We start from the raw sequence: 23,232 nt of genomic DNA, 5'->3' as shown, positions 1-23,232 counted from the left end.
TCAGGTTTGGCGCTTCGCGGGCGCGCCCGCCGCGGCCGGCTGCGACGCCGGTTGCGCGGGCGCGCCGCGCTCGACCGCCTTCACGGTCGCGCCTGCTTCGAATTGCGCGGCGTCGTCGACGACGACGCGCTCGCCGCCCGCGAGCCCGCGCGTGACGATCCAGTCGCGGCCTTTCATCTGCTCGGCCTCGACCGTCACGTCGCGTATCTTTCCGTTGTCGCCGACCACCTTGACGGTCGCGCTGTCGGCCGCGCGCAGGAGCGCGTCGCGCGGCACGAGGATCGCGTCGCGCGCGATCGCGCGATCGAGCGTGATCCGCACGTACGCGCCCGGCAGCAGCTCGCGCTCCGGATTCGGGAAGAGCGCGCGCATCGCCACCGTGTCGGTGGACGGATCGACCGCGAGATCCGCGAACAGCAGCTTGCCCTTGCGCGCATACGCGCTGCCGTCCGGGCGCACGAGCGTCACCTCGACGTCGCGCTGCGCGATGCCCGCCGCGCGCCCGCTCCTCACCGCGCGCCGCAGCGATTCCACGTCGGCGGCCGGCTGCGAGAAGTTCACGTAGATCGGATCGAGCTGCTCGACGGTCGTGAGCGGCGTCGCCTGATCCTGGCCGACGAGCGCGCCTTCCGTGACGAGCGCGCGGCGCGCGCGGCCGTCGATCGGCGACGTGACGGTCGCGTAGTCGAGCTCGAGCTGCGCGCGCGCGAGCTCCGCGCGCGCCGACGCGACGGCGGCCTTCGCCTGCCGCTCGTCGGCGAGCGCCTCGGTGTGGTCGCGCTCGCTCACCGCGCGGTCGCGCACGAGCTCGTCGTAGCGGCGGCGCTTGTCGAGCGCCGCGAGATGCGCGGCCTGCGCCTTGTCGAGCGCGCCCGCGGCCGCGTCGCGCGCCGCCTTGAACGGCGCGGGATCGATCTTGAAGAGCACCGCGCCGCGCTTCACTTCCTGCCCTTCTTCATACGTGCGCGCGGTCACGATGCCCGCGACGCGCGCGCGCACCTCCGCCTGCCGGTATGCGTCGAGCCGGCCCGGCAATTCGACCGTGAGCGGCACCGACGTCTTCTTCACCGTGACGACGCTCGCCTCGCGCGGCGCGGCCGCCTCGTCGCCGCTTTCGCGCTTGCCGCAGCCGGCCGCGATGAACGCCGCGGCGGCGAGCGCCGCCCACCTGCGACGCGTGCGTGCCCATTCGTATGTCATTGTTTTCCTCGCGATTCGCTCGGCCCGGGACAAATCGGGGCCGGTCAGGGCGATCGATTATAATCAGTCACGACTGATTAAATAGTGTCGCTTGATAGAATGTCGTAATAAAGCGACAAACAATCGAAAGAAAGGGAGAATCGACCCACATGGCCCGCAAGACGCGCGAAGAATCGTTGAACACGAAGAACCGAATCCTCGACGCCGCCGAGCTCGTGCTGCTCGAGAAAGGCGTCGGCCAGACCGCGATGGCCGACATCGCGGAGGCGGCCGGGATGTCGCGCGGCGCCGTCTACGGGCACTTCAAAGGCAAGACCGAGGTGTGCGTCGCGATGTGCGACCGCGCGTTCTCGCGCGCGGTCGAGGGCTTCGAGCTGTCCGACGAGCGGCCCGCGCTCGCGACGCTGCGCTTCGCCGCGTCGCACTACCTGCATCAATGCGGCGAGCCGGGCTCGATGCAGCGCGTGCTCGAGATCCTCTACATGAAGTGCGAGCAGAGCGAGGAAAATGCGCCGCTGCTGCGCCGGCGCGCGCTCTACGAATTGCAGGCGCTGCGGATCACGAAGGCGCTGCTGCGCCGCGCGGTCGGCGCGGGCGAACTCGACGCGTCGCTCGACGTGCATCTCGCGGGCGTCTATTTGCTGTCGCTGCTCGAAGGCATCTTCGGCTCGATGATCTGGACGACGCGGCTGCGCGGCGACCGCTGGGACGATGCCGAAGCGATGCTCGACGCGGGCGTCGACGCGCTGCGCGTGTCGCCCGCGCTGCGCGTCGCCGAAGATTGCATGGCGCGCACGGCCGCGCGCTGAGCGTGCACGCCGCGCATCGACAGTCGGGCCCCTTTATAAAGTCGTCAAGACTGCGGAACAATTGCGCGCGCGCGGCGGTCACTCTAGCTGGTGTCGATTCTTCATATGGGTTTGAACCCTCGGAATTCGAATCGCCGTTCGGAGCGGACATGGTCCGCGTCGTTGGGCCGAACGGCGCGCAGCGGGGCGCGGTCCGGTCGTGATCGCGCCCCGCTGCGTTGAACGCCCTGGCGCTGCCGGCCCGCCCCGACGCGTGCCTCGCCGCAGCCGCCGCCCACACCCTTTCGTTCGAACTGCCTTTTTCAAGGATGTGGACCCCCTTGGCCAAGCCAATCGCGCATACCGTTTTCGTTTCTTCCGACGATCCCGCGTCCGTCGCCGGATCGCCGGCGCAAGCCGCCTCTGCCCGATCGCTCAGACGCAAGCTGCCCACGGCGGGCGCGCTCGGCGCGCTGATCGCGTTCGGTCTCGCGGCGTTGCCCGCCGTGTCGAAGCCGCCCGATTCGTCGACCGCGAACGCCGCGCGCGCGCCGCAGCGCGTGTTCGCCGACGCGCCGTTTCCGAGCGCGCAGCGCTTCGTCACGGGCGAGCTCGAACGCGTGATCGGCGAGCAAAGCCCGCCCGACGCGCCGCTGCGAACGCTCGCCGCGCAAACCGCTGCGTCGGCCGCCGCCCCGATGCCCGGCCAAGCGCCGCCCGGCCTCTTCGCGCCGCTCGCCGAGCACCGCAACGAGCTGCTCGGCTACGGCAGCCGCGCGTTCTCGCTCGCCGATTCGGTGCTCGCGCCGATCGACAGCGGCGTGCGCGCCGGGCCGATCGAGCAGTCGCTCGCCGATACCCTCAATCGGATCGACATCCCGCCCGAAGTGCGGATACAGATCGGCGACCTGATCGCCGACCGCGTGCAGTCGCACGCGAACGCGCAGCCGGGCGACCGCTACCGGATCGCGTTCGACGCCGCATCGGCCAAGCCGCGCGTGACGGCGCTCGAGCTGCGCGTCGCGGGCCGCCGCTTCGGCGCGGTCTGGTTCAAGGCGCCCGGCGCGGCGAGCGGCGCGTACTACGCGTTCGACGGCGCGCCGCTCGACGCGCCCGCGCTCACGATACCCGTCGTCAGCACGCGCATCAGCTCGTACTTCGGCGAGCGCATCCATCCGTTGTCGCACATCCTGCAGATGCACACGGGCGTCGATCTCGCCGCGCCGGCCGGTACGCGCGTGAACGCCGCGTCGGCGGGCGTCGTGTCGTTCGTCGGCTACGATCCGGGCGGCTACGGCAAGTACGTCGTGATCGATCATCCGGATCGCACGTCGACCTACTACGCGCACCTGTCGGCGTTCGCGCCGGGGCTCGAGGCCGGGATGACGGTCGCGCAGGGCCAGCGAATCGGCGCGGTCGGCGCGACGGGCGCGGCGACGGGCCCGCATCTGCACTTCGAGGTGCGCGTCGACGATCAGCCGGTCGATCCGCTCGTCGCGCTCGCCGACGCGCAGAACACGCTGTCGGCGATGCAGCTCGACGCGTTCCGCCGCGTCGCGAGCGAGGCGCGCTTCCGGCTCGCGTCGAGCGACGCGCGGCCGCTCGGCTTCGCGCAGATCGACGCGCCGCTGTGGGCCGAGTTCGCGACCGATTCGTCGACGCTGCGCGCGATCTTCAACACGCACTACGCGTCGTCGTGACGATGCGGTAGCGTGCAAAGCCCCGCGTGCGCCGGCACGCGGGATCTCGATTCGCGCGGCGCGACGCGACGCATTCGGCTACGCCTCGCGGCCGCCGCGAAAAGCTCGTCGCCAGGCGCATGCGTCGCCGTGACCGGAGTCGTGGGCGTCGCACGCGCCGTCGATGTCGACGCATCGAGCTCGATGCGTCGCTGGCGGCGCCTACGCCGGACACGCCGCGCGCGTCGAATGCGTCGAATGGGTCGAATGGGTCGAATGGATGCATGCGTGCATGCGTCGAGCTCCATCGCGCCGCTCGCCAAGACGACGCGCCCCTGCCCTCCCGCGCCTTTCGTCGAGCTGCGGCGAAGCCGCGACGCTACCTCGGCCCGCTCGATGCCGGCTGCGCGGCGCCCGCATGCGGCGCTTCGCCGCCGCGCGGCGAAGCGCGCCGGTTGCGCGCGAGCAGCCACGTCGCCGCGACGTCGAGCGCGGTGCAGAGAATCAGATAGATGACGCCGACGAACAGGAAGATCTGCGCGGGATACACCATCAGCCGGTTGTTGACCTGCGTCGCGACGAACGACAGCTCCGGCACGCCGACGATGTAGGCGAGCGACGTGTCCTTCACGAGCGACACCCACTGGTTGACGAACGACGGCGTCATGATTTGCGCCGCCTGCGGCAGCAGCACGTGGCGCACCGTTTGCCAGCGCGTGAGCCCGAGCGACAGCCCCGCCTGCCACTGCCCGTCGCCCGCCGCGCGAATGCCCGCGTGCACCGAGTGCGCGAGATACGCGCCGCCGACGAGCGACAGCGCGCACACGACGGCCGCGAGCCCCGGCACGTCGGCGTGCAGCAACACGGGCAGCAGGAAGTACGTCCAGAAAATCAGCATCAGCACCGGAATCGCGCGGAAAAAGCCGATCACGACGACGAGCACGCCGCGCAGCGCGCCCGTCGCGAGCGCGAGCGCGACGCCCCCCGCGACGCCGAGCACGGCCGACGCGAGCGCCGATGCGAGCGCGAGCGCGAGCGACAGCGCCGCGCCGCCGAGCGGGCCGTCCGGAAACGCGCCGACGAGCAGGTACGGCAGATTGTTCGCGAGTATCGACAGATCCATCGTCAGCGCCCCGCGAACGTGCGATCGCGACGCCGGACCATCCACTGCGCGAACGCTTCGACGGCCGCGATCGCCGCGACGTACAGCACGGTCGACACGCCGAACGCGGCGAACGTCCGGAAGGTCTCGGTCTCGACCTGCCGCGACGCGTATGACAGCTCGGCGACGCCGATCGCCATCGTCAGCGACGAGTTCTTGATGAGGTTCATGTATTGCCCGAAGAGCGGCGGCAGCGCGATTCGCACCGCCTGCGGCAGCACGACGAAGCGCAACGTCTGCAGCGGCGAAAGGCCGAGCGCGCTCGCCGCGTGATACTGCCCGGCGGGCACGCCGCGCAGCCCGGCATGAAACTCCTCGGCGACGAACGCGCTCGTGTAGCAACTGAGGCCGACCCAGCCGGCGACGAATTCGAACGACGGCCAACGCAGCTCCACGCCGCCCGCCGCGATCGCGTGGCGCGCGTTCAGCCAGGCCATCAGCGGCTCCGGCAGCAGCGACGCGACGCCGAAATACCAGAACAGCAATTGCACGACGAGCGGCGTGTTGCGAAACGCGACGACGTAAGCGGCCGCCGCGCGCCGCGGCCACGCGCGCCTCGCATGCCGCGCGATCGCGAGCGCGAAGCCCGCGAACGTCGCCGTGACCGCCGCCGCGAGCGACAGGCCGAGCGTCAGCAGGAAGCCCTGCCACAACCACATCAGATACTTCGGAGCGAGCCAGGCGTCCATCTTGTCTGCTTCGGGCCGCCGGCGAGGCGGCCGCATGTTGCGTGTCGGGTGAGGCGCCGGCCGCGCGCGATCGCGCACGGATCATGCACGATTCGATTGCGGGCCGCGTGCGGTTTGCATGCGGCCCGCGCCGGGCTCCGCGCGACGCCGGATGCGCGCGTCTTGCGCACGCCCGGCTTCGCGCGCGAGAGCGTCGGGCGCGGATCGCGCGCCCGACGCTCTCGCATCGCCGCGCGTTTCGCGCGCGCGCTCAGCTCTTGTCGCCGATCTTGAAGATCCGCGTGAGCGGCGTCTTCGTGCCCGGCCCGAACCATGCGTCGTAGATCCGGCCCGCGCGACCGTTCGCCTCGAGGTCCTTCAGCGCGCCGTTGACGAACGCGACGAGCCGCGTCTCGCCCTTCGGCACGCCGACGCCCATGTAGTCGTTCGAGATCGTAAACGCCGGAATCTCGTAGTTCTGCTTGTCCGGCACGTTCGCGAGCAGGCCGATCAGCTTCGGGCCGTCCTGCGTGATCGCCTGCACGTTGCCCGCGCGCAGCGCGGCGAACGCGAACGGCGTGTCGTCGTACGCGACGATCGTCGCCTTCGGATACTTCTCGCGCAGCGTGACTTCGTTCGTCGTGCCCTTGTCCGCGCCGATGCGCAGGCTGCTCAACTGGTCGGCCGATTTCAGCGCGCCCTTCTTCGCGAGGAACTGCTGGCCCGACGCGAAATACGGAATGCTGAAGTCGACCTGCTTCGCGCGCTCGTCGGTGATCGTGAAGTTCGCGAGCACGAGATCGACCTTGCCCGACGTCAGGAACGGAATGCGATTCGCGGGATTGGTCGGCTGCAGTTTCAGCTTGACGCCGAGCTTGTCGGCGAGCGCCTGCGCGTAGTCGACGTCGAGGCCGACGATCCGGTTCGTCTTCGGATCGACGAAGCCGAACGGCGGGTTGCTGTCGAACGTCGCGACGCGCAGCACGCCGGCTTTCTTGATGTCGTCGAGACGGTCCGCGTGCGCGGCCGCATGCGCGGCGACGAGCGACAAACCGATGAGCCAGGTAGCGAGTGGCTTGAGTTTCATTGGCGCGTTTCTCTTGTTCTAGGAAGGTGCCGGCGCGACGCGTCCGGCCGGATGAGCGACGCAGCGCGACGCGCTGCGAGTTCGTCACCGTATCAGTGCATGCACCATTTTCGAACCAAGAAATGCTGCTGAACTCAGCAGTTTTCGTGCTATCGCATGCGCACGCGACATCCGAGGCGGCGCGTTCGCGCCGGGCCCGCGCGGCGCGGCGACAGGCGTGGCCGCTCGATCACGCCAATCCGCGCGCCCACCCGCGCACCAATCCGCGGGCCGGCCCGCGCCGCGCTCAATACGCGAGACGCGGCGCGACGTACGCGCCGTACGCGGGCCCGACGCCGCCCGCGCTCGCCGGAATCCGGTAGCCGCCGACGAAGTGGCCGGTCACCGCCTTGATGTTCGCGCCGTCCGACGCGTCGATGTGGAACGCGGCGAACGCGACGACGGGCACGTAAGTCTTGCTGCTGATCTGCGTGGCCACCGGCACGACGACCGTCGCGCCGACCGGCACGTCGTAATAGAGCGCGGTCTTCACGCCGGGCTCGATCCAGATGGCGTCGCCGATCGAAAGCGGCGTCGGATTGCCGTTCGCCATCAGTGCGCGAACGGTCGGCACGTCGTTCGCGTTGACGAGAAACGACGTCCACTGCCCGGCATAGCAGGTGCCGCCGTATGTCTGGCCGTTGCCGACCTGGAACTCGTACGGCGCGCCCGTCGTCGGATCGACGCTCGGCGCGCCCGTCTGCGCGTTCCAGTACTGATCGAGCACGCACCGGTCGATGACCATCGGAAAGAGTCCGCCCGCGCCGACCGTCGACGGCGCTGCGGCGACCGCGACCGCCGTCGCCGCGGCGGGCGTGCCGACGAGGCCGAGGAAGCCACCCATCAGCAGCGCGAGCGGCCCGCCGTTCTGGTCCGCCGCGCGCGTGACGGTCGTCTGCACGGCCGGCGCGTCGTACGCGCCGGGCACGAGCGTCGTGGGCTCGAGGCCGGCGGGCGTGCCCGTCAGGTTCCAGTAGCCCGTCTGCACGACGCCGACCGACAGCGTCGCGCCGTCGGCGGCGTTCAGCGGCAGCGCCGCGCTCGCCGCGCTCGCGGCGGCGGCCCATGCGGGCGCGCCCGGGCTCGACGAGAGCGACGCGGCGCCGGCGAGCGCGGCCGCGTCCGCCGCGTTCTGCAGTTCGTTGCGCGCGGCGGCGACGCGCGGCAAGTCGATCGCGAACGCGCCGAAGAGCAGCAGCACCGGCAGGAACAGCAGGAACCACAGCACGACGGAACCGCGCTCGCGGCGGCGCGCGGCGGCGCGACGCTCATTCATAGTTCATCACCGTCACGGCCGTCAGCGTGATCGGGCCCGTCAGCGAGCTCAGCGCCGAGCCGAGCACGAGGCCCTGATACGTGTAGCTCACGGTCACTTTCAGCGGGCTGCCGGGCGACGTGCCGGCCGACTGGTCGACGGCGACGACGGGCGCGCCGACCGTGCCGCCGCTCACGAGACTGCCTTGCGCGTACGACAGCGCGACGTTCTCGATGTCGGCCGCGGCCAGCTGCGGCACGCGCACGACGACGCCCGCGCGCGCGGCCTCGCGGCTCGCGTTGGTGATCACCGCCTTGTCGCAGAGAAGCAGGCTCGTGTCGACGATGCCGAACAGCACGAGCATCATGAACGGAAACGCCAGCACGAATTCGAGCGACACCACGCCGCGCTCGTCGTGCGCGAGGCGGGCCACGCGTGTCATTTGACGGCCTCCGCGCGAACGGACGCGCGCCCGGCGTCGGCGACTGCGTCGGCAGCCGCGCCGTTTGCGCGGGCGCCGCCGGTCGCCCGCGCAGCGGCGGTCGCGCCGGCTTCGCCGGTCGCCGCTGTCGCCGCCGCGTCTGTGCCTGCCCCTGTAGCCCCCGTAGCCCCCGTAGCCCCGGTCGTCGCGGCTGCCGCGCGCCGCTCGCGCACGTTGCGATAGAAGCGCAAGTTGTCCTCCGCCGACGCCGCCGGCAAATCGTGAACGAGAATGCGCTTCGCGGCCGCGTCGTTGCCGAGCATCCCGTACGCGAGTGCGAGATCCTCGCGCGCCTGCGCGGGCGCGTTCGGCAGCCCCGCGACGTCGAGCAGCACGTTCGCGCCTTCGCGCGCGCGATTCGCGAGCACGAGCGACAGGCCGAGATCGGTCCTGAGCGCCTGCGCGTCCGGATGGCGCGCGAGCGTCGCGCGATAGACGCGCTGCGCGTCGTCGTGCCGCCCCTGCAGATCCAGCACCGTGCCGAGGCCGGCGGCTGCCGCGATGTTCTCCGGATGCGCGCCGTGGAGCTTCGCGTAGCGCGCGAGCGCGTCGTCGAGACGGCGCTCGCGCAGCGCGACGCGCGCCAAGCCGAGCTGCGCGCGCGGATCGTCCGGCGCGGCCGCGGCGGCACCCGCGTACAGCACGCCGGCGCGCGCGAAGTCGCCCGTCTGGTACATCGCGTCGCCGAGCCCGACCTGCGCGGGCAGCGAACGCGGGTCGGCCTTCAGCGCGCGCTCGAAGAGCGTCGCCGCGAGCTCCGTGTTGCCGGCCGCGAGCGCGCTCTCGGCGACCGTCAGATCGCTGTCGCCGAGCGTGCCGCGCTGCGACATCAGCGGCCGCGGCTGTAACGCGCCATGGCTCGCGCAGCCCGCGAGCAGCGCCGCGCAAAAGAGCACGAGCGGCATCGCGCGGCGGATGCGGCCCGCGCGCCCCACGTGCGCGCCGCGCCCCTTAGTCCCCTCAGGCCCCTCAAGCTCCCCACGCTTTCCGTGCCGTCCGCGCCCGATGCGCGGCGCCGTGCATACGCGATCGCATGCGTCGTCGAAATGTCGCTCGTTCATTTGTGGAACACCGCTATCAGTCGAATCACCGCCGGCCCCGCCGCGATCAATGCGACGGTCGGCATCACGAACAGCATCATCGGCAGCGTCATCTTCGGCGCGAGCTTCGCCGCCTTTTCCTCGAGCGCGATCATCTGCATCGCGCGCTCCGTGCGCGACAGCATCCGCAGCGACTGCGTGATCGGCGTGCCGTACTGCTGCGACTGCACGAGCGTCGTCACGAGCGCGCGCATCGACGGCAGGCCGATCCGCGCGGCCATCGCGTTGAGCGCGAACGCCGCGTCGCCGCCGATCTGCAGCTCGTCCGCGCAAACCGAGAATTCGTCGGCGAGCGGCGGGCAGATCGCCTTCAGCTCGGATGCGACGCGCCGCACCGCGACCGCGAGGCTGTTGCCCGCGTTCGTGCAGATCACGAGCAGATCGAGCGCGTCGGGCAGATACGCGGCGATCGTCTTCTGGCGGCGCGCAACCGCGAAGCCGAGCGCATGCTCGGGCAGCATCATGCCGATCACGAACGCGCCCGCCATCATCAGCGCGCGCAGCACGAAGTAGTCGCCGACGCGCGGCACGTGCGCGCCGACGACGAGCGCGGCGAGCCCCGCGCTCGCGCCGACGACGAGCTTGAGCCCCGCCATCACCGACACCGCGCGGCGTTCGCGAAACCCCGCGTTCGCGAGCCGCGCGGCGAGCTTCATCCGCTGCGTCGCATCGACGACGGGCACGCGCTCGCCGAGCGACGCGACCCGTTGCGCGACGCGCCGCGGCACGCTGCGCGCGCCGTCGCCGGCGCTCGCGTAGACGGCCGACGCGCGCGCGGCGCTCGAGCGCGCGCGCTGCGCGACGCGCCTGCGCATCGCGACGTCGCGCGCGAGCAGCCACGCGAGCAGCGCCGCGGCGGCGGCGAGCGCAACGAGGACGGCGATCGACAGCGCGGCGGGGTTCATCGCGACGTATCCAGGTTGGCGATCTTGCGAATCATCGCGAGACCGATCGTGAGCAGCACGGCGGCGAGGATCAGCATCTTGTGCCCCGCGCGCGTGTCGAACAGCAATGCGACGTACGGCCGATTGACGACGAACAGGAACGCGGCGATCGCGAACGGCACGGCCGCGATGATCTTGCTCGCGATGCGCCCTTCCGCCGTCAGCGCGCGCGTCTTCATCCGGATGTCGCGGCGCGTGCGGATGATGCCGGACAGGTTCTCGAGCGTCTCCGTCAGGTTGCCGCCCGTCTCGCGCTGCAGCACGAGGCACACGCCGAAGAACGAAAAGTCGGCGAGCTGCAGGCGCTCGGCCTGCCGCTCGAGCACATCCTTCAGATCCGCGCCGACGTGCAGCGCATCGCCCATCGCGCGGAACGTCGCGCGCACGGGCTCCTCGCTTTCGCGGCCCGCGGTGCCGATCGCCTGCGCGACCGGAATGCCCGCGCGCACCGCGCGGATGATGAGATCGAGCGTGTCCGGAAACACCGCGAGGAAACGCTGCTTGAAGCGCGCGATCAGGATTCGGTAGACGGCGCGCGCCGCGCCGGCCGCGAGCGACGCCGCGATCGCGACGCGCAGCCACGGCGCGGCGCCCGCGAGCGACGCGCCGATGAAGCCGGCGAGCGCCGCGAGCGCGGCCGCGATCGCGATCGCGCGCATGCCGCCGCTGCCCGCCGCGGTGCGCACGCGCTCGCCGCGCGCGCGCAGCCACGCGCGCAACACGCCGTCATCGCCGTCGCCGTGGGTGCGGGTGAACAGCTGCAAGCCGACGCGCGCCGCCTGCGCGGGCCGCGCCGCTGCGCGCGGATCGCGCAGCGCGTCGACGCGCGAGCGCACGCGCGCGGCGGGCCGCCGGCGCGCGAGATCGCGCAGCGCGCGCGCGATGAAGCCCGCGACGACGATCGCGAAGAACGCGCCGACGGCGACGACGTCCGCCGCGCTCACGGCTGCAACGCGCCGAGCAGCGCGCCCTCGAGCCCGTAATACGCGGCGCGCTGCGCGAACGCCGGACGCAGCGACGACGATTCGAACATGCCGTGCACCTGCTCCTGGAACGCGCTCGCGTCGTAGCGGAACGCGAACAGATCCTGCGTGATCACGACGTCGCCCTCCATCCCGGCGATCTCGGTCACGCGCGTGACGCGCCGCACGCCATCGCGCATCCGCTCGATCTGCAGGATCATGTGCACCGCGCTCGCGATCTGGCGGCGGATCGACATGAGCGGCAGGTTGCCGTTGGCCATCATCACCATGCTTTCGAGGCGCGTGATCGCGTCGCGCGGCGTGTTCGCGTGGATCGTCGTCATCGAGCCGTCGTGGCCCGTGTTCATCGCCTGCAGCACGTCGAACGCCTCGGGGCCGCGCGTCTCGCCGAGGATGATCCGGTCGGGGCGCATGCGCAGCGCGTTGCGCACGAGATCGCGCTGCGACACGCCGCCCAGCCCCTCGCTGTTTTCCGGGCGGGTCTCGAGGCTCACCACGTGCGGCTGCTGCAACTGCAGCTCGGCCGCGTCCTCGATCGTCACGATGCGCTCGTGCGAATCGATGAAGTGCGACAGCGCGTTGAGCAGCGTCGTCTTGCCCGAGCCCGTGCCGCCCGAGATCACGATGTTGAGGCGGCACGCGCTCGCGATCTTCAGCACCTCGACCATCGGCTGCGACAGGTTGCCCTGCTGCGCCATCCGCGCGAGCGTGATGTTGCGCTTCGCGAACTTGCGGATCGAGATCGACGCGCCGCGAATCGCGATCGGCGGCAGCACGACGTTCACGCGGCTGCCGTCCGCGAGCCGCGCGTCGACCATCGGGCTGCTCTCGTCGACGCGCCGCCCGACCGCCGCGGCGATGCGCTGCGCGACGTTGATCACGTGTGCGTTGTCGCGAAACTTGAGCGGCGTGAGCTCGAGCTTGCCCGCGCGCTCGACGTACACCTGATCGGGCCCGTTCACGAGAATGTCGGTCACGCGCTCGTCCGCGAGGAGCGGCTCGATCGGGCCGACGCCGAACATGTCGTTGAGGATCTCGTCGACGATGAGCGCCTGCTCGGCGAGCGTCACGGTGAGGCGCTCGCGCGCGATCACGTCGGCGGCCGTCTGCTCGATGCCTTCGCGCACCTCCGCGCGCGACATCATCAGCGCGGCCGACATGTTCATCGACGAGAACACGACCGCGCGGATCGTCTTGAACGTCTCCGAGCGGATCAGCGCCTCGTGGCGGTCTTGCGCGTGACCGTCGCGATCGTCGCGATCGTCGCGATCGTCGTGATCGTCGCGATGGTCGACATTGCCGGCATTGCCGCGATCGTCACGCGGCGCAGGCGGGGCCGCGGGCGGCGCGCCGCTTCCCTGCCGCGCGTCGGCGGGCGAATTCACGCGCGGCGCGCGGGCCTCGTCTTGTGCACGCGACTGGCCGCCGGCGTCGGCCGTCGTCGCGTCGGCACAGGCGCCGGGCGCGGCGGCGTCCGCGAACTCGCGCGCGTCGCGGCCCGCGCCGGGAACGAACGAAGACGAAACGCGCCGGCCGAACATCACCGCCTCCCGCGCGCGCCGGCGAGCCGCGCGTACCACGGCCGGCGTTCGGCGGGCGCCGCATCCGCGCCCGTCAGCCCTTGCGCGAGCGCGACGATGCCGGCCGCGAACGCACCGCCGCGCGCCGCGTCGAGCGCCGCGCCGAGGTTCTCCGCGACGGCGAGCGTCTGCGGCTCGTACGGCAGCTCGAGCATCGACGCGCGCCCGACCGCGCGCGCGAAATCGGCCGCCTCGACGCGACCGCGCACCGGTTGCTGCGCGTTGTTGAGAATCAGCGACGCGTGCGCGCCGCCGTCGCGGGCCTCCGCATGGCGCAACAGCCGGGCCGCCTCGCGCGCCGCATGCACCGAGCGGTCGGCGACGATGTAGACGTTCGCGCACGCGGCGAGCGCGTCGTCGACGAGCCGCCCCGCGCGTTCCGGCAGGTCGAGCAGCACGTAATGGAACTGATGCCTGAGCGCGCCGACGAGCCCCGCGATCGCGCCCGCGCGCAGCGGCGGCTCGCTGTCGTACGGCAGCTCGGCCGACAGCACGAACAGCCGGTCGCTCTGCGCGACCATCGCCTGGTTGATCAGTTGCGCATCGAGCCGCTGCGGATTCTGCAGCAGCTCGACGAGCCCCTGGTTGCTGACGACGCCGAACATCGAGCACGCCGCGCCGCCGTGGCAGTCGAGATCGACGTACGCGACGCGCCGGCGCGTGCGCTCCGCGAGATGGCGCGCGAGCGAGACCGCGATGCTCGTCACGCCGACGCCGCCGCGCGCGCCGACGAAGCCGATCGCCTTGCCCGTGCGCGCGGCCGCGCCCGGATCGGCCGCGCTCAGCGCGCGATGCACGAGCTCGACGGTCAGCGGCTTGACGAGATAGTCGCGCACGCCGACGCGCAGCATGTTGCGGAACAGGCCGACGTCGTTGTGCTCGCCGACCACGATCACGTTCACCGACGGATCGCAGACATCGGCGAGCCGCGCGAGATCGGACAGCGGCATCGCCGCGCCCGACACGTCGACGATCAGGTGCTGCGGCCCGTGCGCGAGATCGCGCATCAGCGCGATCGCGTCGTCGATCGAACCGCGCGCGACGTGCGCGCCCGCCATCGCCTGATCGACGATCAGATTGCGGATCACTTCGTCGCTTGCCGGGTCGGCGACGATCGCGATCAGGCGCGCGCCGCTCGCCGCCGCGCGCAGGTCTTTCGCGCGCGACGCGCCGCTCATCAGGTCGAATGCGCCCATCTCGCCTCCGTCAATGCGTGACGGCGGTGGTCGTCGACGTCGCGTTGAGCGGCGTCGTCCGGCCTTCGTCGTAGCGGCGCACCGCGCTCGCGCCGAGCGCCGCGTCCGCGCCCGCGTAAGGCAGCGGCGCGACGAGATCGGCGGGGCGCGCGAGCATCGCCGCGAGGTTGCCGTAGGTCGCGCAGCCGAAGCTCACGCCGGGCCGCGCGCCGCCCGCGTCGATCATCTGCGAGCGCTGCTCGAGCGCCGCGCAGTCGGGCGCGCGCGCGAGCCCGGTGCGCGCGTCGTAGCCGATCGCCGACGCGTCCGGCATCCCGTACGGCGGATGGCCGGACATGCAGCCGGCGAGCGCCGCGAGCGCCGCCGCCGCGCACGCCGCCGCCGCTCGGCGAGCGCGGTGCGCGCCGTGTGCGCCGTGCGCGCGGCGGCGCGGCTTGGGTTCCGATCGAATCGCCATCGAATGCCTCCGTGAAACGCTGTCTTGCGGCGTCAGTAGACGAATCCCGCCGGTCCCGCGAGCCGCGGCGCGTCGCCGCCGAGCGGATCGATGCCGAGCGAGCGTTGCAGCACGAACTCGATATCGCTGCTCGGCCGCGTGACGTCGTCGAGCGCGTCGCGCAGCTCGCCCGGATTCGCGGGCTGCACGATGTACGGCGTAACGATCACGACCACTTCCGTCTTGTCGTTCAGATAATTGCGCGACGAGAACAGCTTGCCGAGCACCGGCAGCCGCGAGAGCCCCGGCAGCTCGGCGAGCACGTCGCTGCTCTTGCTCTGCAGCAGCCCGCCGATCGCGAAGCTCTGCCCGCTCGACAGCTCGACCGTCGTGTCGACGCGCCGCACCGTGAGCGCCGGCACCTTGACGCTGCCCGTCGTCACGCTGTTGGTCGGATCGATTTCGCTCACTTCCGGGCGCACCTTGAGGCTGATCCGGTTGTCGGCGAGCACGGTCGGCGTGAAGTCGAGCGACACGCCGTAGGGCTTGAACTGGATCGTGATCGCGCCCGTCGTGTCCTGCGCGACCGGAACCGGGAACTCGCCGCCCGCGAGAAAGCTCGCGGTCTGGCCGGAGATCGCGGTCAGGTTCGGCTCGGCGAGCATCGTGATGAGGCCCTCCTGGTCGAGCGCGTCGAGCACGCCGTCGATCGAGTAGCGCGACGTGTGAAAGCCGCCCAGCACCGAGAACGCGCCCGACGGCGACAGATCGAACGCCTTCGACGTCGTGTCGAACAGCGTGCGGCCGTTGAACAGCCCGCCGACGAAATTGCCGCTCGAGCCGAGCGCGCTCCAGTTGATGCCGAGCCGCTGCGTGACGTTGCGGTCGACCTCGGTGATCCGCACGCGCAGATGCACCTGAATCGGCCTCTCGAGCGCCAGCCGGTTCACGAGCGATTCCTGCTGGCGCAGATAAGGCTTGAGCGTCTCCATCACGGCGTCCGCGTCGGATGCGCTCGGCACGCGGCCGCTCACCATCAGCGAGCCCGGCGCGCCCGCGAGCGTCAGATGCAGTTGCGGGAAGCGCGCGTCGAGGATGCGCTGCAGCGACGGCGTGTCGACGTCGACGACGACGGTCTCGCGCAGGATCGTCCGGTTGTTCGCGCCGAGCGCGAAGAGCGTCGTCGTGCCGGCCTTCTTGCCGAGCACGAACACGGCCTGCGACGTCGGCACGTGCACGTCGGCGACGTCCGGGTCCGCGACGAACACCGCAACCGCGGGCTCCGGCAGCTTCACCATCTCGCCGCCGCCCGCGGGCACGGCGAGCACGCGCGCGGGCTCGGCCGCGCGCGCGGGCCGAAGCGCGGCGCTCGCGCAGAGCGCCGCGGGGAGCCATAACAGCGCGGCGGCCGTATTGCGTCGTCGCGCGTGCGTGCGCGTTCGCGCACGCAGCGCGTGCGGCGCCGCCAAAGCCGTTTGCCGCACGCCGATCGCGTCGATCACACTCATCATTTCGATTCGCCCTCCTGATCGATCGACACTTTCATGCCGCCGGACGCGCGCCGCCCGACGGGCTCGCCGCGCCCGGCAGCGGCGGCAGCGTCGGGATCGGCGGTGTGCCGCTCGGCAGCGGCGCGCCCGCGCCGGCGTTCGCCGCGTCGCCCTGCTTCGAGCCGCGATAGACGAGCACCTGCCGCTCGCCCCCCGCATGCGCGGCGCCGATGCGGCGCGGCAGCGCGGGCGTCGCGGTGGGCGGCTCGGCGCGCAGCGCGCGCGACACGTCGCCCGCCCACACGGGCGGCGCGGGCGGCTCGGGCGACGGCGCGGCGCCCGCGCCGCGATCGGCCGTCGCGAAGCTGCGCAACGCGAGCGACAGCGCCCCCAGATGCGCGCCGACCGCGACCACCTGCGCATCGTGCGAGCTCACCTCGAACGTCACCGTGCGCGCACGCGTGTTCGGCTGCGCGGCGTCGTCCTTCGGACGCTGGAACGCGGAGCCCACCGCGAGCACGCGCACGCGCGCGACGATCGTCTCCGACTCGACCGCGCGCTCCGGGGCGACGCTCGCGCCGCCCGGCGCGGCGAGCTGCTGCGTGAGCAGCACGTCGACGTAGTCGCCCGGTTGAATGAGGCCCGCATTGCCCGACACGTCGTCGATCGCGACCGAGATCGCACGCATGCCGGGCTTGAGCGCGGCCGCGAGAAACCCGGGCGCGCTCGGCGAAATCACGTCGGCGGGGCCGAGTGGCGCACCCGCGCGCGCCGGATGGCGCAGCAGATCGCCCTTCAGATCGCCCGCCGCCGCCGCGCTCGCATCGGCGGCCGCGCTCGCGCCGTTGCCGCGCGCATCGCCGTCGATCAGCGCGCCGGCGGGCGCCTCGCCGCGGGCCATCGTCTTCCAGCCGAGATCGGCGTCGCGCAGCAGCAGGCCGGCCGGGAGATCGGCGGCCGCAACGCGCACGCGCACCTGTTGCGGCGGCGCGGCCGGGCGCGGCCGGGACGCCGCGACATACAACGCGCGAAACAGGAACGCGCCGACCACGGCGACGAGAAGCAGGCCGGCGAGCTTGAGGAAATGGGACATGTCGGCCACCTGTCATCCGGCGCATGCGGGCAGCCGGCATGCGGCGGGCGCCCACACGGCGACAAGACCGCCCGCCGCGAGCGCGACGCCGTACGGAACGCCGCGCGCCGGCGCGAACCACGCGAGCCGATGCGGCGCGCGCGCAGCCGCGACGCACACCGCGCCGACGGCGAGACCGCCCGTGCCGATCGCGAACGCGACCGGCCATGCGTAAGCGGGGCCCGCCCAAAGAAACACCGCGGCCGCCAGCTTGACGTCGCCTCCGGCGATCCAGCCGAGGCGGAACATCGATGCGCCCAGCACGAAAGCGAGCGCGCCGAGCGCCGCATGCGCGGCGAAGCCGCCGTCGCCCGGCACGCCCGCGAGCGCTTGCGCGCAATACAGCGCGCCGACGAGCGCGACCGCGCACGTGGCGAGCCGCCGCGTGCGCAGATCGGCGAGCGCGAGCGACGCGAGCGTCCAACTGGCGACGAGCTTGAGCGGGAGAATCATCGGCGTTCGTGTAATCGGGGAAAGTCGGCCGGCTGCGCCGCAGCGGCGGCGCCGGCCGTTCGTCTCAATGGCCGTTGGTCTGTACGCTCGTCACCTTGGTGATCATGTTCTGAAACAGTTCCGGCAGACCGGAACCGCCGCCGAAAATGGCGCCTGCCGCAGCGACTGCCACAACCACGATGCCGGCCAGCACCGAATATTCGAGTGCGCTGACCCCGCGCTCGTCGCGCAAGAGCGATTGGATGAAACGCAGCATGAGAGTCTCCTGAAAGAACGGCGGTGGGATCTGTGCACCGTGGGTACGGCGCCGGAAAGAGACACTTTCCACGTTGCATAACGGGCACAACGCAAACGTTCCGCAGTGGGGCAAACCCTCATTCGCACAATTTACTTTGGAATCCGATGCAAGCTTCGAAGGCAATGCGAAATGCAAACGTCAGCTTCCGACGCTGCTCAATCGAATGAAGAAATGCGGAGCGAGCCGCGAATGAAGGGCTGCGGACGATTCGGCATACGAAACGAACGACGGGACGAGGCCGGCCGCATGGCGGCGGCATCGATCCGGAATGAACGACGGGACTTGGCCGATAGCGCGATAGCGCGATAGCGCGGTGGCGCGGTGGCGCGGTGGCAAGATAGCGCGATGAGCTGCACACGCACGCGCAGCGCGGACAAACGCGCAGTCTTTCGTCCGCCCCGGTCACGTCCGCCGCTTGCGCCGCTTTCGCGATGACGCGCTACTGCGCGTGAACGCCCCAGCGCCTGACGGTCGCGCGCTCGAGTGCATCGAACACGCCATGCTCGACGACGAGCCCGATCACGATCACCGCGGCGAGCCCGGCGAACACGCGATCGGTATAGAGCTCGTTGCGGTTCTGGAAGATGTACCAGCCGAGCCCGCCGCCGCCCGCGCTCGCGCCGAACACGAGCTCGGCCGCGATCAGCGTGCGCCACGCGAACGCCCAGCCGACCCGCAGCCCCGCGAGAATCGACGGCAGCGCGGCCGGAATCAGGATCGCGACCACGTGGCGCACGCCCGTCAGCCCGTAGTTGCGGCCGACCATCCTGAGCGTCGCGGGCACCGCCTGAAATCCCGCGAACGTGTTCAGCGCGAGCGGCCAAAGCACCGCATGCACGAGCACGAACAGCAGGCTGCCCGTGCCGAGGCCGAACCACAGCAGTGCGAGCGGCAACAACGCGATCGACGGCAGCGGATTGAACATCGCGGTCAGCATCGTCAGAAGATCACGGCCGACGCGCGTCGTCGCCGCGAGCGCGCTCAGCAAGAACGCGCTCGCGACGCCGAGCGCGTAGCCGCGCAACAGCACCGACAGCGACGCCGCGATCTTCGCCGGCAACTCGCCGTTCGCGATGCCCTGAGCAAAGGCGAGCGCGGTCGCGGTGAAGGTCGGCAGCAGCAGATCGTTGTCGATCGCGCGCGCGGCGATTTCCCATCCGGCGATCAGCACGAGCGCGATCAGCGCCTTGCGCAGCCATCCGGACTCACGCAGACGCGCAATCGTCGAACGCCGCACGAGCGGCGCGGCGACTCCACCGTTTTCGCCCGCGGCTGACGCATCGCCGGCTCGAGCGCCCGCCGCGCAGGCAACCGGCGCGAGCGCAACCTCGTACTCGTCGCGCACGGGCGGCTCGATTCGCGCATTCGTACTCGCGCTCATGCCGGCGCGCCCTGCTCGTCGAACAATAGCCGATGAATCCGGCCGGCCATTTGCTGAAAGTCCGCACATGCGACGCTGCGCTCGTCGAAACGATGGCTGTTGAGCTCCGCGCGCACGCGCCCCGGATGCGGCGACAGCAACAGGATACGATTGCCGATCACGAGCGCCTCCTCGATCGAATGCGTGACGAACAGCAGCGTGAAGCGCGCGTCGTCCCACAGCCGCAGCAGTTCGTGCTGCATGCGCCGGCGCGTGAGCGCGTCCAGCGCGGCGAACGGCTCGTCCATCAACAGCACGCGCGGCTGCATCGCGAGCGCGCGCGCGATTGCGACACGCTGCTTCATCCCGCCCGACAGCGTGTGCGGATAGGCGTCGGCGAACGCGGCGAGGCCCACCTTGTCGAGCGCCGCACGCGCGCGCTCGGCGGCCTCGCCGCGCGGCAGCTTCTTCGCGGCGCGCAGCGCAAACGCCACGTTCTCGAGCACCGTCTTCCACGGCGGCAGTTGATCGAATTCCTGGAACACGACGATCCGATCGGCGCCCGGCCCGCGCACCGGTTCGCCGGCGAGCGTGATCGTGCCTTCGGCGGGGGCGACGAAGCCCGCGATCGCCTTCAGCAACGTCGACTTGCCGCATCCGGACGGCCCCAGCAGCACGAAGCGATCCGCGCCGTAGACATCGAAGCTGACCTGCTGCGTCGCGCGCACGGCGCGCTCGCGGCTGCGATATTCGAGCGTCACGCGATCGACGGCGAGCAGCTTGCCGCTCGTCGCCTGCCCGCGCGCCGCGTCGGCCGGATTTGAAAACAGGGTTGACGGTTCTGCCGCCACGCGTCGCACTCCATCGAGTTCCCGCCGGGACGATGCAAAAAAATGCCCGCTGTGAAAGCGGGCGAGAATCCCAGTCAAGGAGGTGTCACACGAACTACGAGTTCAGATTAAGGCCCGTGGGCGCTCTCCACAACGAAGCATTTTCGATATCGATATCGCGCGCGCCGCATTGACGTTGGCGCGACGCCGCGCGCGGGCCGGGCGGGCCGCCCGTCGTCTTGCCGCCCGGCCTCGCCATCTCACCGTCTCGCATCCCCGCCGTCTCGCGCAGGACCTGCGAGCCGCCCGGCCCGGCGCGAACGGCTCGCGCGTCAACTGCCCTGCGCGGTCGCGGGATCGTCGAAGAAATAATCGCGCCAGGTCTTCGGCTCGTTGCGGATCGCACCGACGCGATGCATGAACCGCGCGAGCGCGAACGTATTTTGCGGGGCGATCCTGAACTGCACCTGCGGATCGTTGACGATCTTCAGCAGCAGCGCACGGTCCGCCTTCGAGCCGTTCACGCGCAGATACGCGTCGACCGCGCCGTCCGGATGCGCCTGCACGTAGCGCGCCGCCTGCGAGAGCGCCGCGACGAACGCGCGGTAGGTCTTCGGATTGTCGCGGCGGAATTTCTCGGTCGTGTACAGCACCGTCGACGAACTCGGGCCGCCGAGCACGTCATACGAGCTCAGCACGACGTGCGCGTTCGGATTGCCCGCGAGCTCCAGCTCCTGGAACGGCGAATTGCCGAAATGCGCGGTGATCTCGGTGCCGCCCGCGATGATCGCGGCCGCCGCATCCGGATGCGGGACCGCCTGCGTCAGCCGGTCGAGCCGATCGTACGCGCGATCGCCCCAGCGCTGCGCGGCCGCGAACTGCAGCACGCGCGACTGCACCGACACCGTCACCGCGGGCACGGCAATGCGGTCACGCTCGGTGAAATCGGCGATCGTCTTCACGCGCGGATTGTTGCTGACGAGGTAGTACGGCAGGTTGCCGAGCGACGCGACGCCCTTCACGTTCTGCCGGCCGTGTGTGCGGTCCCAGATCGTCAGTAGCGGCCCGACGCCCGCGCCCGCGATGTCGATCGAGCCGGACAACAGCGCATCGTTGATCGCTGCTCCGCCCGAGAGCTTCACCCAGTCGACGTCGATCGCGACGCCTTCGGCGCGCCCCGCCTGCTCGATCAGATGCTGGTCGCGCGCGACGTTCAGCAGCAGATAGACGATGCCGAACTGCTCGGCGATTCGGATGCGCCCCTCGGCGCGGGCCGCGGGCGCGGCGAGAAACGATGCGGCGGCGAGCGCGGCGGCCAGCACGGCCGCGAGCGGGCGCCGCCCGAAGAACGATGCGCGTGTCATGACGACTCCATGAATTCCGTCGAGACAGCGAATCTAGGGGCGCCCGTGCGCCCGGGTCAACGAAGCAAATCCGCTACGCTTATCGGCTGCGACGATAACGGCGCGCGCGCGAACGGCACGACACGCGCAAAAAAAAACGGCGCTTCGCGATGACGCGAAACGCCGTCTTTCCCGCGCGCGACGCAGGCTGCCCGCAGGCGTCGCGCGCATTCGACATCGCTTCGCGCGGCGAGCGCCGAACCGGCCTTCGCCCGCCGCGCGGCGGCCCGCGATCAGGGCTCGTTGCGCAGATACCCTTCCCTGCTCGGATCGCGCATGCGCCACGACACGAAGAGCGAGATCGCGCAGAGCACGGTCACGTACCAGTAGAAGCTCGATTCGCTGCCGACCGACTTGAACCACAGCGCGACATACTCGGCCGAGCCGCCGAAGATCGCGTTGGCGACCGCGTACGACAGCCCGACGCCCATCGCGCGCACTTCGGGCGGGAACATCTCGGCCTTGATGAGGCCGCTGATCGACGTGTAGAAGCTGACGATCGCGAGCGCGACGACGATGAGGCCGAACGCCGCGAACGGGCTCGTCACGCCGCCCAACGCATGCATCAGCGGCACGGTGCCGATCACGGCGCCCGTGCCGAACAGGATCATCGACTTCCGGCGGCCGATCTTGTCCGACAGCGCGCCGAACACCGGCTGCATCAGCATGTAGACGAAGAGCGCGGCCGTCATCACGTTGCTCGCGGTCTTCGCATGCATGCCTGCAGTGTTGACGAGGTACTTCTGCATGTACGTCGTGAACGTGTAGAAGATCAGCGAGCCGCCGGCCGTGAAGCCGACCACCGTCAGGAACGCGCCCTTGTGCTGCCACACGCCGCGAATCGTGCCGGCGTCCTTCGCCTTGCGCGACTCGCTCGTCGACGTCTCGTCGAGCGACTTGCGCAGGTACAGCGAGATCAGCGCGGCCGCCGCGCCGACGACGAACGGAATGCGCCAGCCCCACGCCTTCAGTTCGGCGGCCGAGAGCGTCTGCTGCAGGATCACGAGCACGAGGAGCGCGCAGAGCTGGCCGCCGATCAGCGTCACGTACTGGAACGACGCGAAGAAGCCGCGGCGGCCCTTGAGCGCCACCTCGCTCATGTAGGTCGCGCTCGTGCCGTATTCGCCGCCGACCGACAGGCCCTGGAACAGCCGCGCGACGAGCAGCAGGAACGGCGCGAGCGCGCCGATCTGCGCATACGTCGGCAGCACCGCGATCACGAGCGAGCCGCCGCACATCATCAGCACCGAGATCATCATCGCTGCGCGGCGGCCGTGCTTGTCCGCGATCCGGCCGAACAGCCAGCCGCCGATCGGACGCATCAGGAAGCCCGCTGCGAACACGCCCGCCGTGTTGAGCAGCTGCGTCGTCGTGTTGCCGTTCGGAAAGAACGCCGGCGCGAAATACAGCGCGCAGAACGAGTAGATGTAGAAGTCGAACCACTCGACGAGGTTGCCCGACGATGCGCCGACGATCGCGAGCACGCGACGCCGGACGTCTTGCCGCGTGACGGCGGCGACGGCGGTCTGGTCATTCATGGATGGGTCTTTTCCTTGAAGTTCTCTGGATGGCCTGGCGGTGACGATCTGCCGCCTTCTTGTTCGACGCACGCGGTGATACCGGTTCCACCTCGGCGTGGCGGCGATTTTAGCGAAATGTAATCTATCT

General features: G+C 70.8%; 22 protein-coding genes. 2 read left to right on the top strand and 20 right to left on the bottom strand.

Features of this window, described 5'->3' with window-relative positions; translation table 11 throughout:
* Positions 1 to 1,200, bottom strand: a complete 1,200-nt coding sequence (locus WS91_RS13265; protein WP_038743085.1) for a MexX/AxyX family multidrug efflux RND transporter periplasmic adaptor subunit — start codon at positions 1,198 to 1,200, stop codon at positions 1 to 3.
* A gap of 149 nt (positions 1,201 to 1,349) precedes the next feature.
* On the opposite strand from WS91_RS13265, the gene WS91_RS13260 reads away from it, so the two are divergent.
* The gene (locus WS91_RS13260; protein WP_038743086.1) at positions 1,350 to 2,009 is read left to right on the top strand and encodes a TetR family transcriptional regulator; all 660 of its coding nucleotides are present in this window, start codon (positions 1,350 to 1,352) and stop codon (positions 2,007 to 2,009) included.
* A gap of 320 nt (positions 2,010 to 2,329) precedes the next feature.
* A complete protein-coding gene (locus WS91_RS13255; RefSeq protein WP_059575066.1) occupies positions 2,330 to 3,688 on the top strand; it encodes a M23 family metallopeptidase in 1,359 nt (452 codons plus the stop codon).
* Between the two features lie 358 nt (positions 3,689 to 4,046).
* Here the strand turns inward: WS91_RS13255 and WS91_RS13250 are convergent, their stop codons facing one another.
* The 19 genes from WS91_RS13250 to WS91_RS13160 all read right to left on the bottom strand — a co-directional run bounded on the left by WS91_RS13250 (position 4,047) and on the right by WS91_RS13160 (position 23,102).
* Positions 4,047 to 4,790: an amino acid ABC transporter permease gene (locus tag WS91_RS13250; RefSeq protein WP_038743088.1), complete on the bottom strand. Its 744-nt coding sequence runs from the start codon at positions 4,788 to 4,790 to the stop codon at positions 4,047 to 4,049.
* Between the two features lie 2 nt (positions 4,791 to 4,792).
* Positions 4,793 to 5,518 carry an amino acid ABC transporter permease gene (locus WS91_RS13245; protein ID WP_059575147.1) on the bottom strand — a complete coding sequence of 242 codons (726 nt, stop codon included), beginning with the start codon at positions 5,516 to 5,518 and terminating at the stop codon, positions 4,793 to 4,795.
* Between the two features lie 250 nt (positions 5,519 to 5,768).
* Positions 5,769 to 6,584 (bottom strand): ABC transporter substrate-binding protein, encoded by an 816-nt coding sequence (locus WS91_RS13240; RefSeq protein WP_038743089.1) that lies wholly within the window; start codon positions 6,582 to 6,584, stop codon positions 5,769 to 5,771.
* 286 nt (positions 6,585 to 6,870) lie between these two features.
* Positions 6,871 to 7,899 (bottom strand): pilus assembly protein TadG-related protein, encoded by a 1,029-nt coding sequence (locus tag WS91_RS13235; RefSeq protein ID WP_038743090.1) that lies wholly within the window; start codon positions 7,897 to 7,899, stop codon positions 6,871 to 6,873.
* Positions 7,892 to 8,320: a TadE/TadG family type IV pilus assembly protein gene (locus tag WS91_RS13230; RefSeq protein ID WP_038743091.1), complete on the bottom strand. Its 429-nt coding sequence runs from the start codon at positions 8,318 to 8,320 to the stop codon at positions 7,892 to 7,894. The genes WS91_RS13235 and WS91_RS13230 overlap by 8 nt, the downstream gene beginning before the upstream one ends.
* Positions 8,317 to 9,420, bottom strand: coding sequence for a tetratricopeptide repeat protein (locus WS91_RS13225; RefSeq protein WP_059670386.1), 1,104 nt, complete (start codon positions 9,418 to 9,420; stop codon positions 8,317 to 8,319). The genes WS91_RS13230 and WS91_RS13225 overlap by 4 nt, the downstream gene beginning before the upstream one ends.
* Positions 9,417 to 10,364, bottom strand: a complete 948-nt coding sequence (locus tag WS91_RS13220) for a type II secretion system F family protein (RefSeq protein WP_038743093.1) — start codon at positions 10,362 to 10,364, stop codon at positions 9,417 to 9,419. Before WS91_RS13220 ends, WS91_RS13225 begins: the two co-directional genes overlap by 4 nt.
* Positions 10,361 to 11,347, bottom strand: a complete 987-nt coding sequence (locus tag WS91_RS13215; protein WP_038743094.1) for a type II secretion system F family protein — start codon at positions 11,345 to 11,347, stop codon at positions 10,361 to 10,363. Before WS91_RS13215 ends, WS91_RS13220 begins: the two co-directional genes overlap by 4 nt.
* The gene (locus WS91_RS13210; RefSeq protein ID WP_059670425.1) at positions 11,344 to 12,927 is read right to left on the bottom strand and encodes a CpaF family protein; all 1,584 of its coding nucleotides are present in this window, start codon (positions 12,925 to 12,927) and stop codon (positions 11,344 to 11,346) included. The genes WS91_RS13215 and WS91_RS13210 overlap by 4 nt, the downstream gene beginning before the upstream one ends.
* Entirely contained in the window at positions 12,927 to 14,162 is a 1,236-nt protein-coding gene (locus WS91_RS13205; RefSeq protein ID WP_038743095.1) for an AAA family ATPase, read from the bottom strand. The genes WS91_RS13210 and WS91_RS13205 overlap by 1 nt, the downstream gene beginning before the upstream one ends.
* Positions 14,163 to 14,172: 10 nt before the next feature.
* Positions 14,173 to 14,619 (bottom strand): CpaD family pilus assembly lipoprotein, encoded by a 447-nt coding sequence (locus WS91_RS13200; protein ID WP_059575074.1) that lies wholly within the window; start codon positions 14,617 to 14,619, stop codon positions 14,173 to 14,175.
* Between the two features lie 32 nt (positions 14,620 to 14,651).
* Entirely contained in the window at positions 14,652 to 16,109 is a 1,458-nt protein-coding gene (locus WS91_RS13195; protein ID WP_059670385.1) for a type II and III secretion system protein family protein, read from the bottom strand.
* A 31-nt stretch (positions 16,110 to 16,140) separates the two neighbouring features.
* Complete coding sequence (cpaB, locus tag WS91_RS13190; RefSeq protein WP_059670424.1) at positions 16,141 to 17,181, bottom strand: Flp pilus assembly protein CpaB; 1,041 nt, start codon at positions 17,179 to 17,181, stop codon at positions 16,141 to 16,143.
* A gap of 12 nt (positions 17,182 to 17,193) precedes the next feature.
* Entirely contained in the window at positions 17,194 to 17,673 is a 480-nt protein-coding gene (locus WS91_RS13185; protein ID WP_038743099.1) for a prepilin peptidase, read from the bottom strand.
* A 64-nt stretch (positions 17,674 to 17,737) separates the two neighbouring features.
* Complete coding sequence (locus tag WS91_RS13180) at positions 17,738 to 17,929, bottom strand: Flp family type IVb pilin (protein WP_038743100.1); 192 nt, start codon at positions 17,927 to 17,929, stop codon at positions 17,738 to 17,740.
* Positions 17,930 to 18,410: 481 nt separating this feature from the next.
* On the bottom strand, positions 18,411 to 19,352 hold the full coding sequence (locus tag WS91_RS13175) for an ABC transporter permease (protein ID WP_059670384.1): 942 nt from the start codon (positions 19,350 to 19,352) through the stop codon (positions 18,411 to 18,413).
* Positions 19,349 to 20,182 (bottom strand): ABC transporter ATP-binding protein, encoded by an 834-nt coding sequence (locus WS91_RS13170; RefSeq protein ID WP_038743102.1) that lies wholly within the window; start codon positions 20,180 to 20,182, stop codon positions 19,349 to 19,351. Before WS91_RS13170 ends, WS91_RS13175 begins: the two co-directional genes overlap by 4 nt.
* A gap of 311 nt (positions 20,183 to 20,493) precedes the next feature.
* Positions 20,494 to 21,525 carry an ABC transporter substrate-binding protein gene (locus WS91_RS13165; protein WP_059670383.1) on the bottom strand — a complete coding sequence of 344 codons (1,032 nt, stop codon included), beginning with the start codon at positions 21,523 to 21,525 and terminating at the stop codon, positions 20,494 to 20,496.
* Positions 21,526 to 21,797: 272 nt separating this feature from the next.
* Positions 21,798 to 23,102 (bottom strand): MFS family transporter, encoded by a 1,305-nt coding sequence (locus WS91_RS13160; protein ID WP_038743104.1) that lies wholly within the window; start codon positions 23,100 to 23,102, stop codon positions 21,798 to 21,800.
* Positions 23,103 to 23,232 lie beyond the last annotated feature (130 nt).

The organism is Burkholderia sp. MSMB1498 (genome assembly GCF_001526245.1).
GTDB lineage: Bacteria > Pseudomonadota > Gammaproteobacteria > Burkholderiales > Burkholderiaceae > Burkholderia > Burkholderia savannae.
The sequence above is the reverse complement of the archived record's forward strand: the minus strand, read 5'-3'. Positions and strand labels throughout refer to the sequence as shown.

Coding starts and splice junctions, on each gene's coding strand:
- WS91_RS13265 (WP_038743085.1), bottom strand. CDS start 1,200: ATGACATACGAATGGGCACGCACGCGTCGCAGGTGGGCGGCGCTCGCC.
- WS91_RS13260 (WP_038743086.1), top strand. CDS start 1,350: ATGGCCCGCAAGACGCGCGAAGAATCGTTGAACACGAAGAACCGAATC.
- WS91_RS13250 (WP_038743088.1), bottom strand. CDS start 4,790: ATGGATCTGTCGATACTCGCGAACAATCTGCCGTACCTGCTCGTCGGC.
- WS91_RS13245 (WP_059575147.1), bottom strand. CDS start 5,518: ATGGACGCCTGGCTCGCTCCGAAGTATCTGATGTGGTTGTGGCAGGGC.
- WS91_RS13240 (WP_038743089.1), bottom strand. CDS start 6,584: ATGAAACTCAAGCCACTCGCTACCTGGCTCATCGGTTTGTCGCTCGTC.
- WS91_RS13235 (WP_038743090.1), bottom strand. CDS start 7,899: ATGAATGAGCGTCGCGCCGCCGCGCGCCGCCGCGAGCGCGGTTCCGTC.
- WS91_RS13230 (WP_038743091.1), bottom strand. CDS start 8,320: ATGACACGCGTGGCCCGCCTCGCGCACGACGAGCGCGGCGTGGTGTCG.
- WS91_RS13225 (WP_059670386.1), bottom strand. CDS start 9,420: ATGAACGAGCGACATTTCGACGACGCATGCGATCGCGTATGCACGGCG.
- WS91_RS13220 (WP_038743093.1), bottom strand. CDS start 10,364: ATGAACCCCGCCGCGCTGTCGATCGCCGTCCTCGTTGCGCTCGCCGCC.
- WS91_RS13210 (WP_059670425.1), bottom strand. CDS start 12,927: ATGTTCGGCCGGCGCGTTTCGTCTTCGTTCGTTCCCGGCGCGGGCCGC.
- WS91_RS13205 (WP_038743095.1), bottom strand. CDS start 14,162: ATGGGCGCATTCGACCTGATGAGCGGCGCGTCGCGCGCGAAAGACCTG.
- WS91_RS13200 (WP_059575074.1), bottom strand. CDS start 14,619: ATGGCGATTCGATCGGAACCCAAGCCGCGCCGCCGCGCGCACGGCGCA.
- WS91_RS13195 (WP_059670385.1), bottom strand. CDS start 16,109: ATGATGAGTGTGATCGACGCGATCGGCGTGCGGCAAACGGCTTTGGCG.
- cpaB (WP_059670424.1), bottom strand. CDS start 17,181: ATGTCCCATTTCCTCAAGCTCGCCGGCCTGCTTCTCGTCGCCGTGGTC.
- WS91_RS13185 (WP_038743099.1), bottom strand. CDS start 17,673: ATGATTCTCCCGCTCAAGCTCGTCGCCAGTTGGACGCTCGCGTCGCTC.
- WS91_RS13180 (WP_038743100.1), bottom strand. CDS start 17,929: ATGCTGCGTTTCATCCAATCGCTCTTGCGCGACGAGCGCGGGGTCAGC.
- WS91_RS13175 (WP_059670384.1), bottom strand. CDS start 19,352: ATGAGCGCGAGTACGAATGCGCGAATCGAGCCGCCCGTGCGCGACGAG.
- WS91_RS13165 (WP_059670383.1), bottom strand. CDS start 21,525: ATGACACGCGCATCGTTCTTCGGGCGGCGCCCGCTCGCGGCCGTGCTG.
- WS91_RS13160 (WP_038743104.1), bottom strand. CDS start 23,102: ATGAATGACCAGACCGCCGTCGCCGCCGTCACGCGGCAAGACGTCCGG.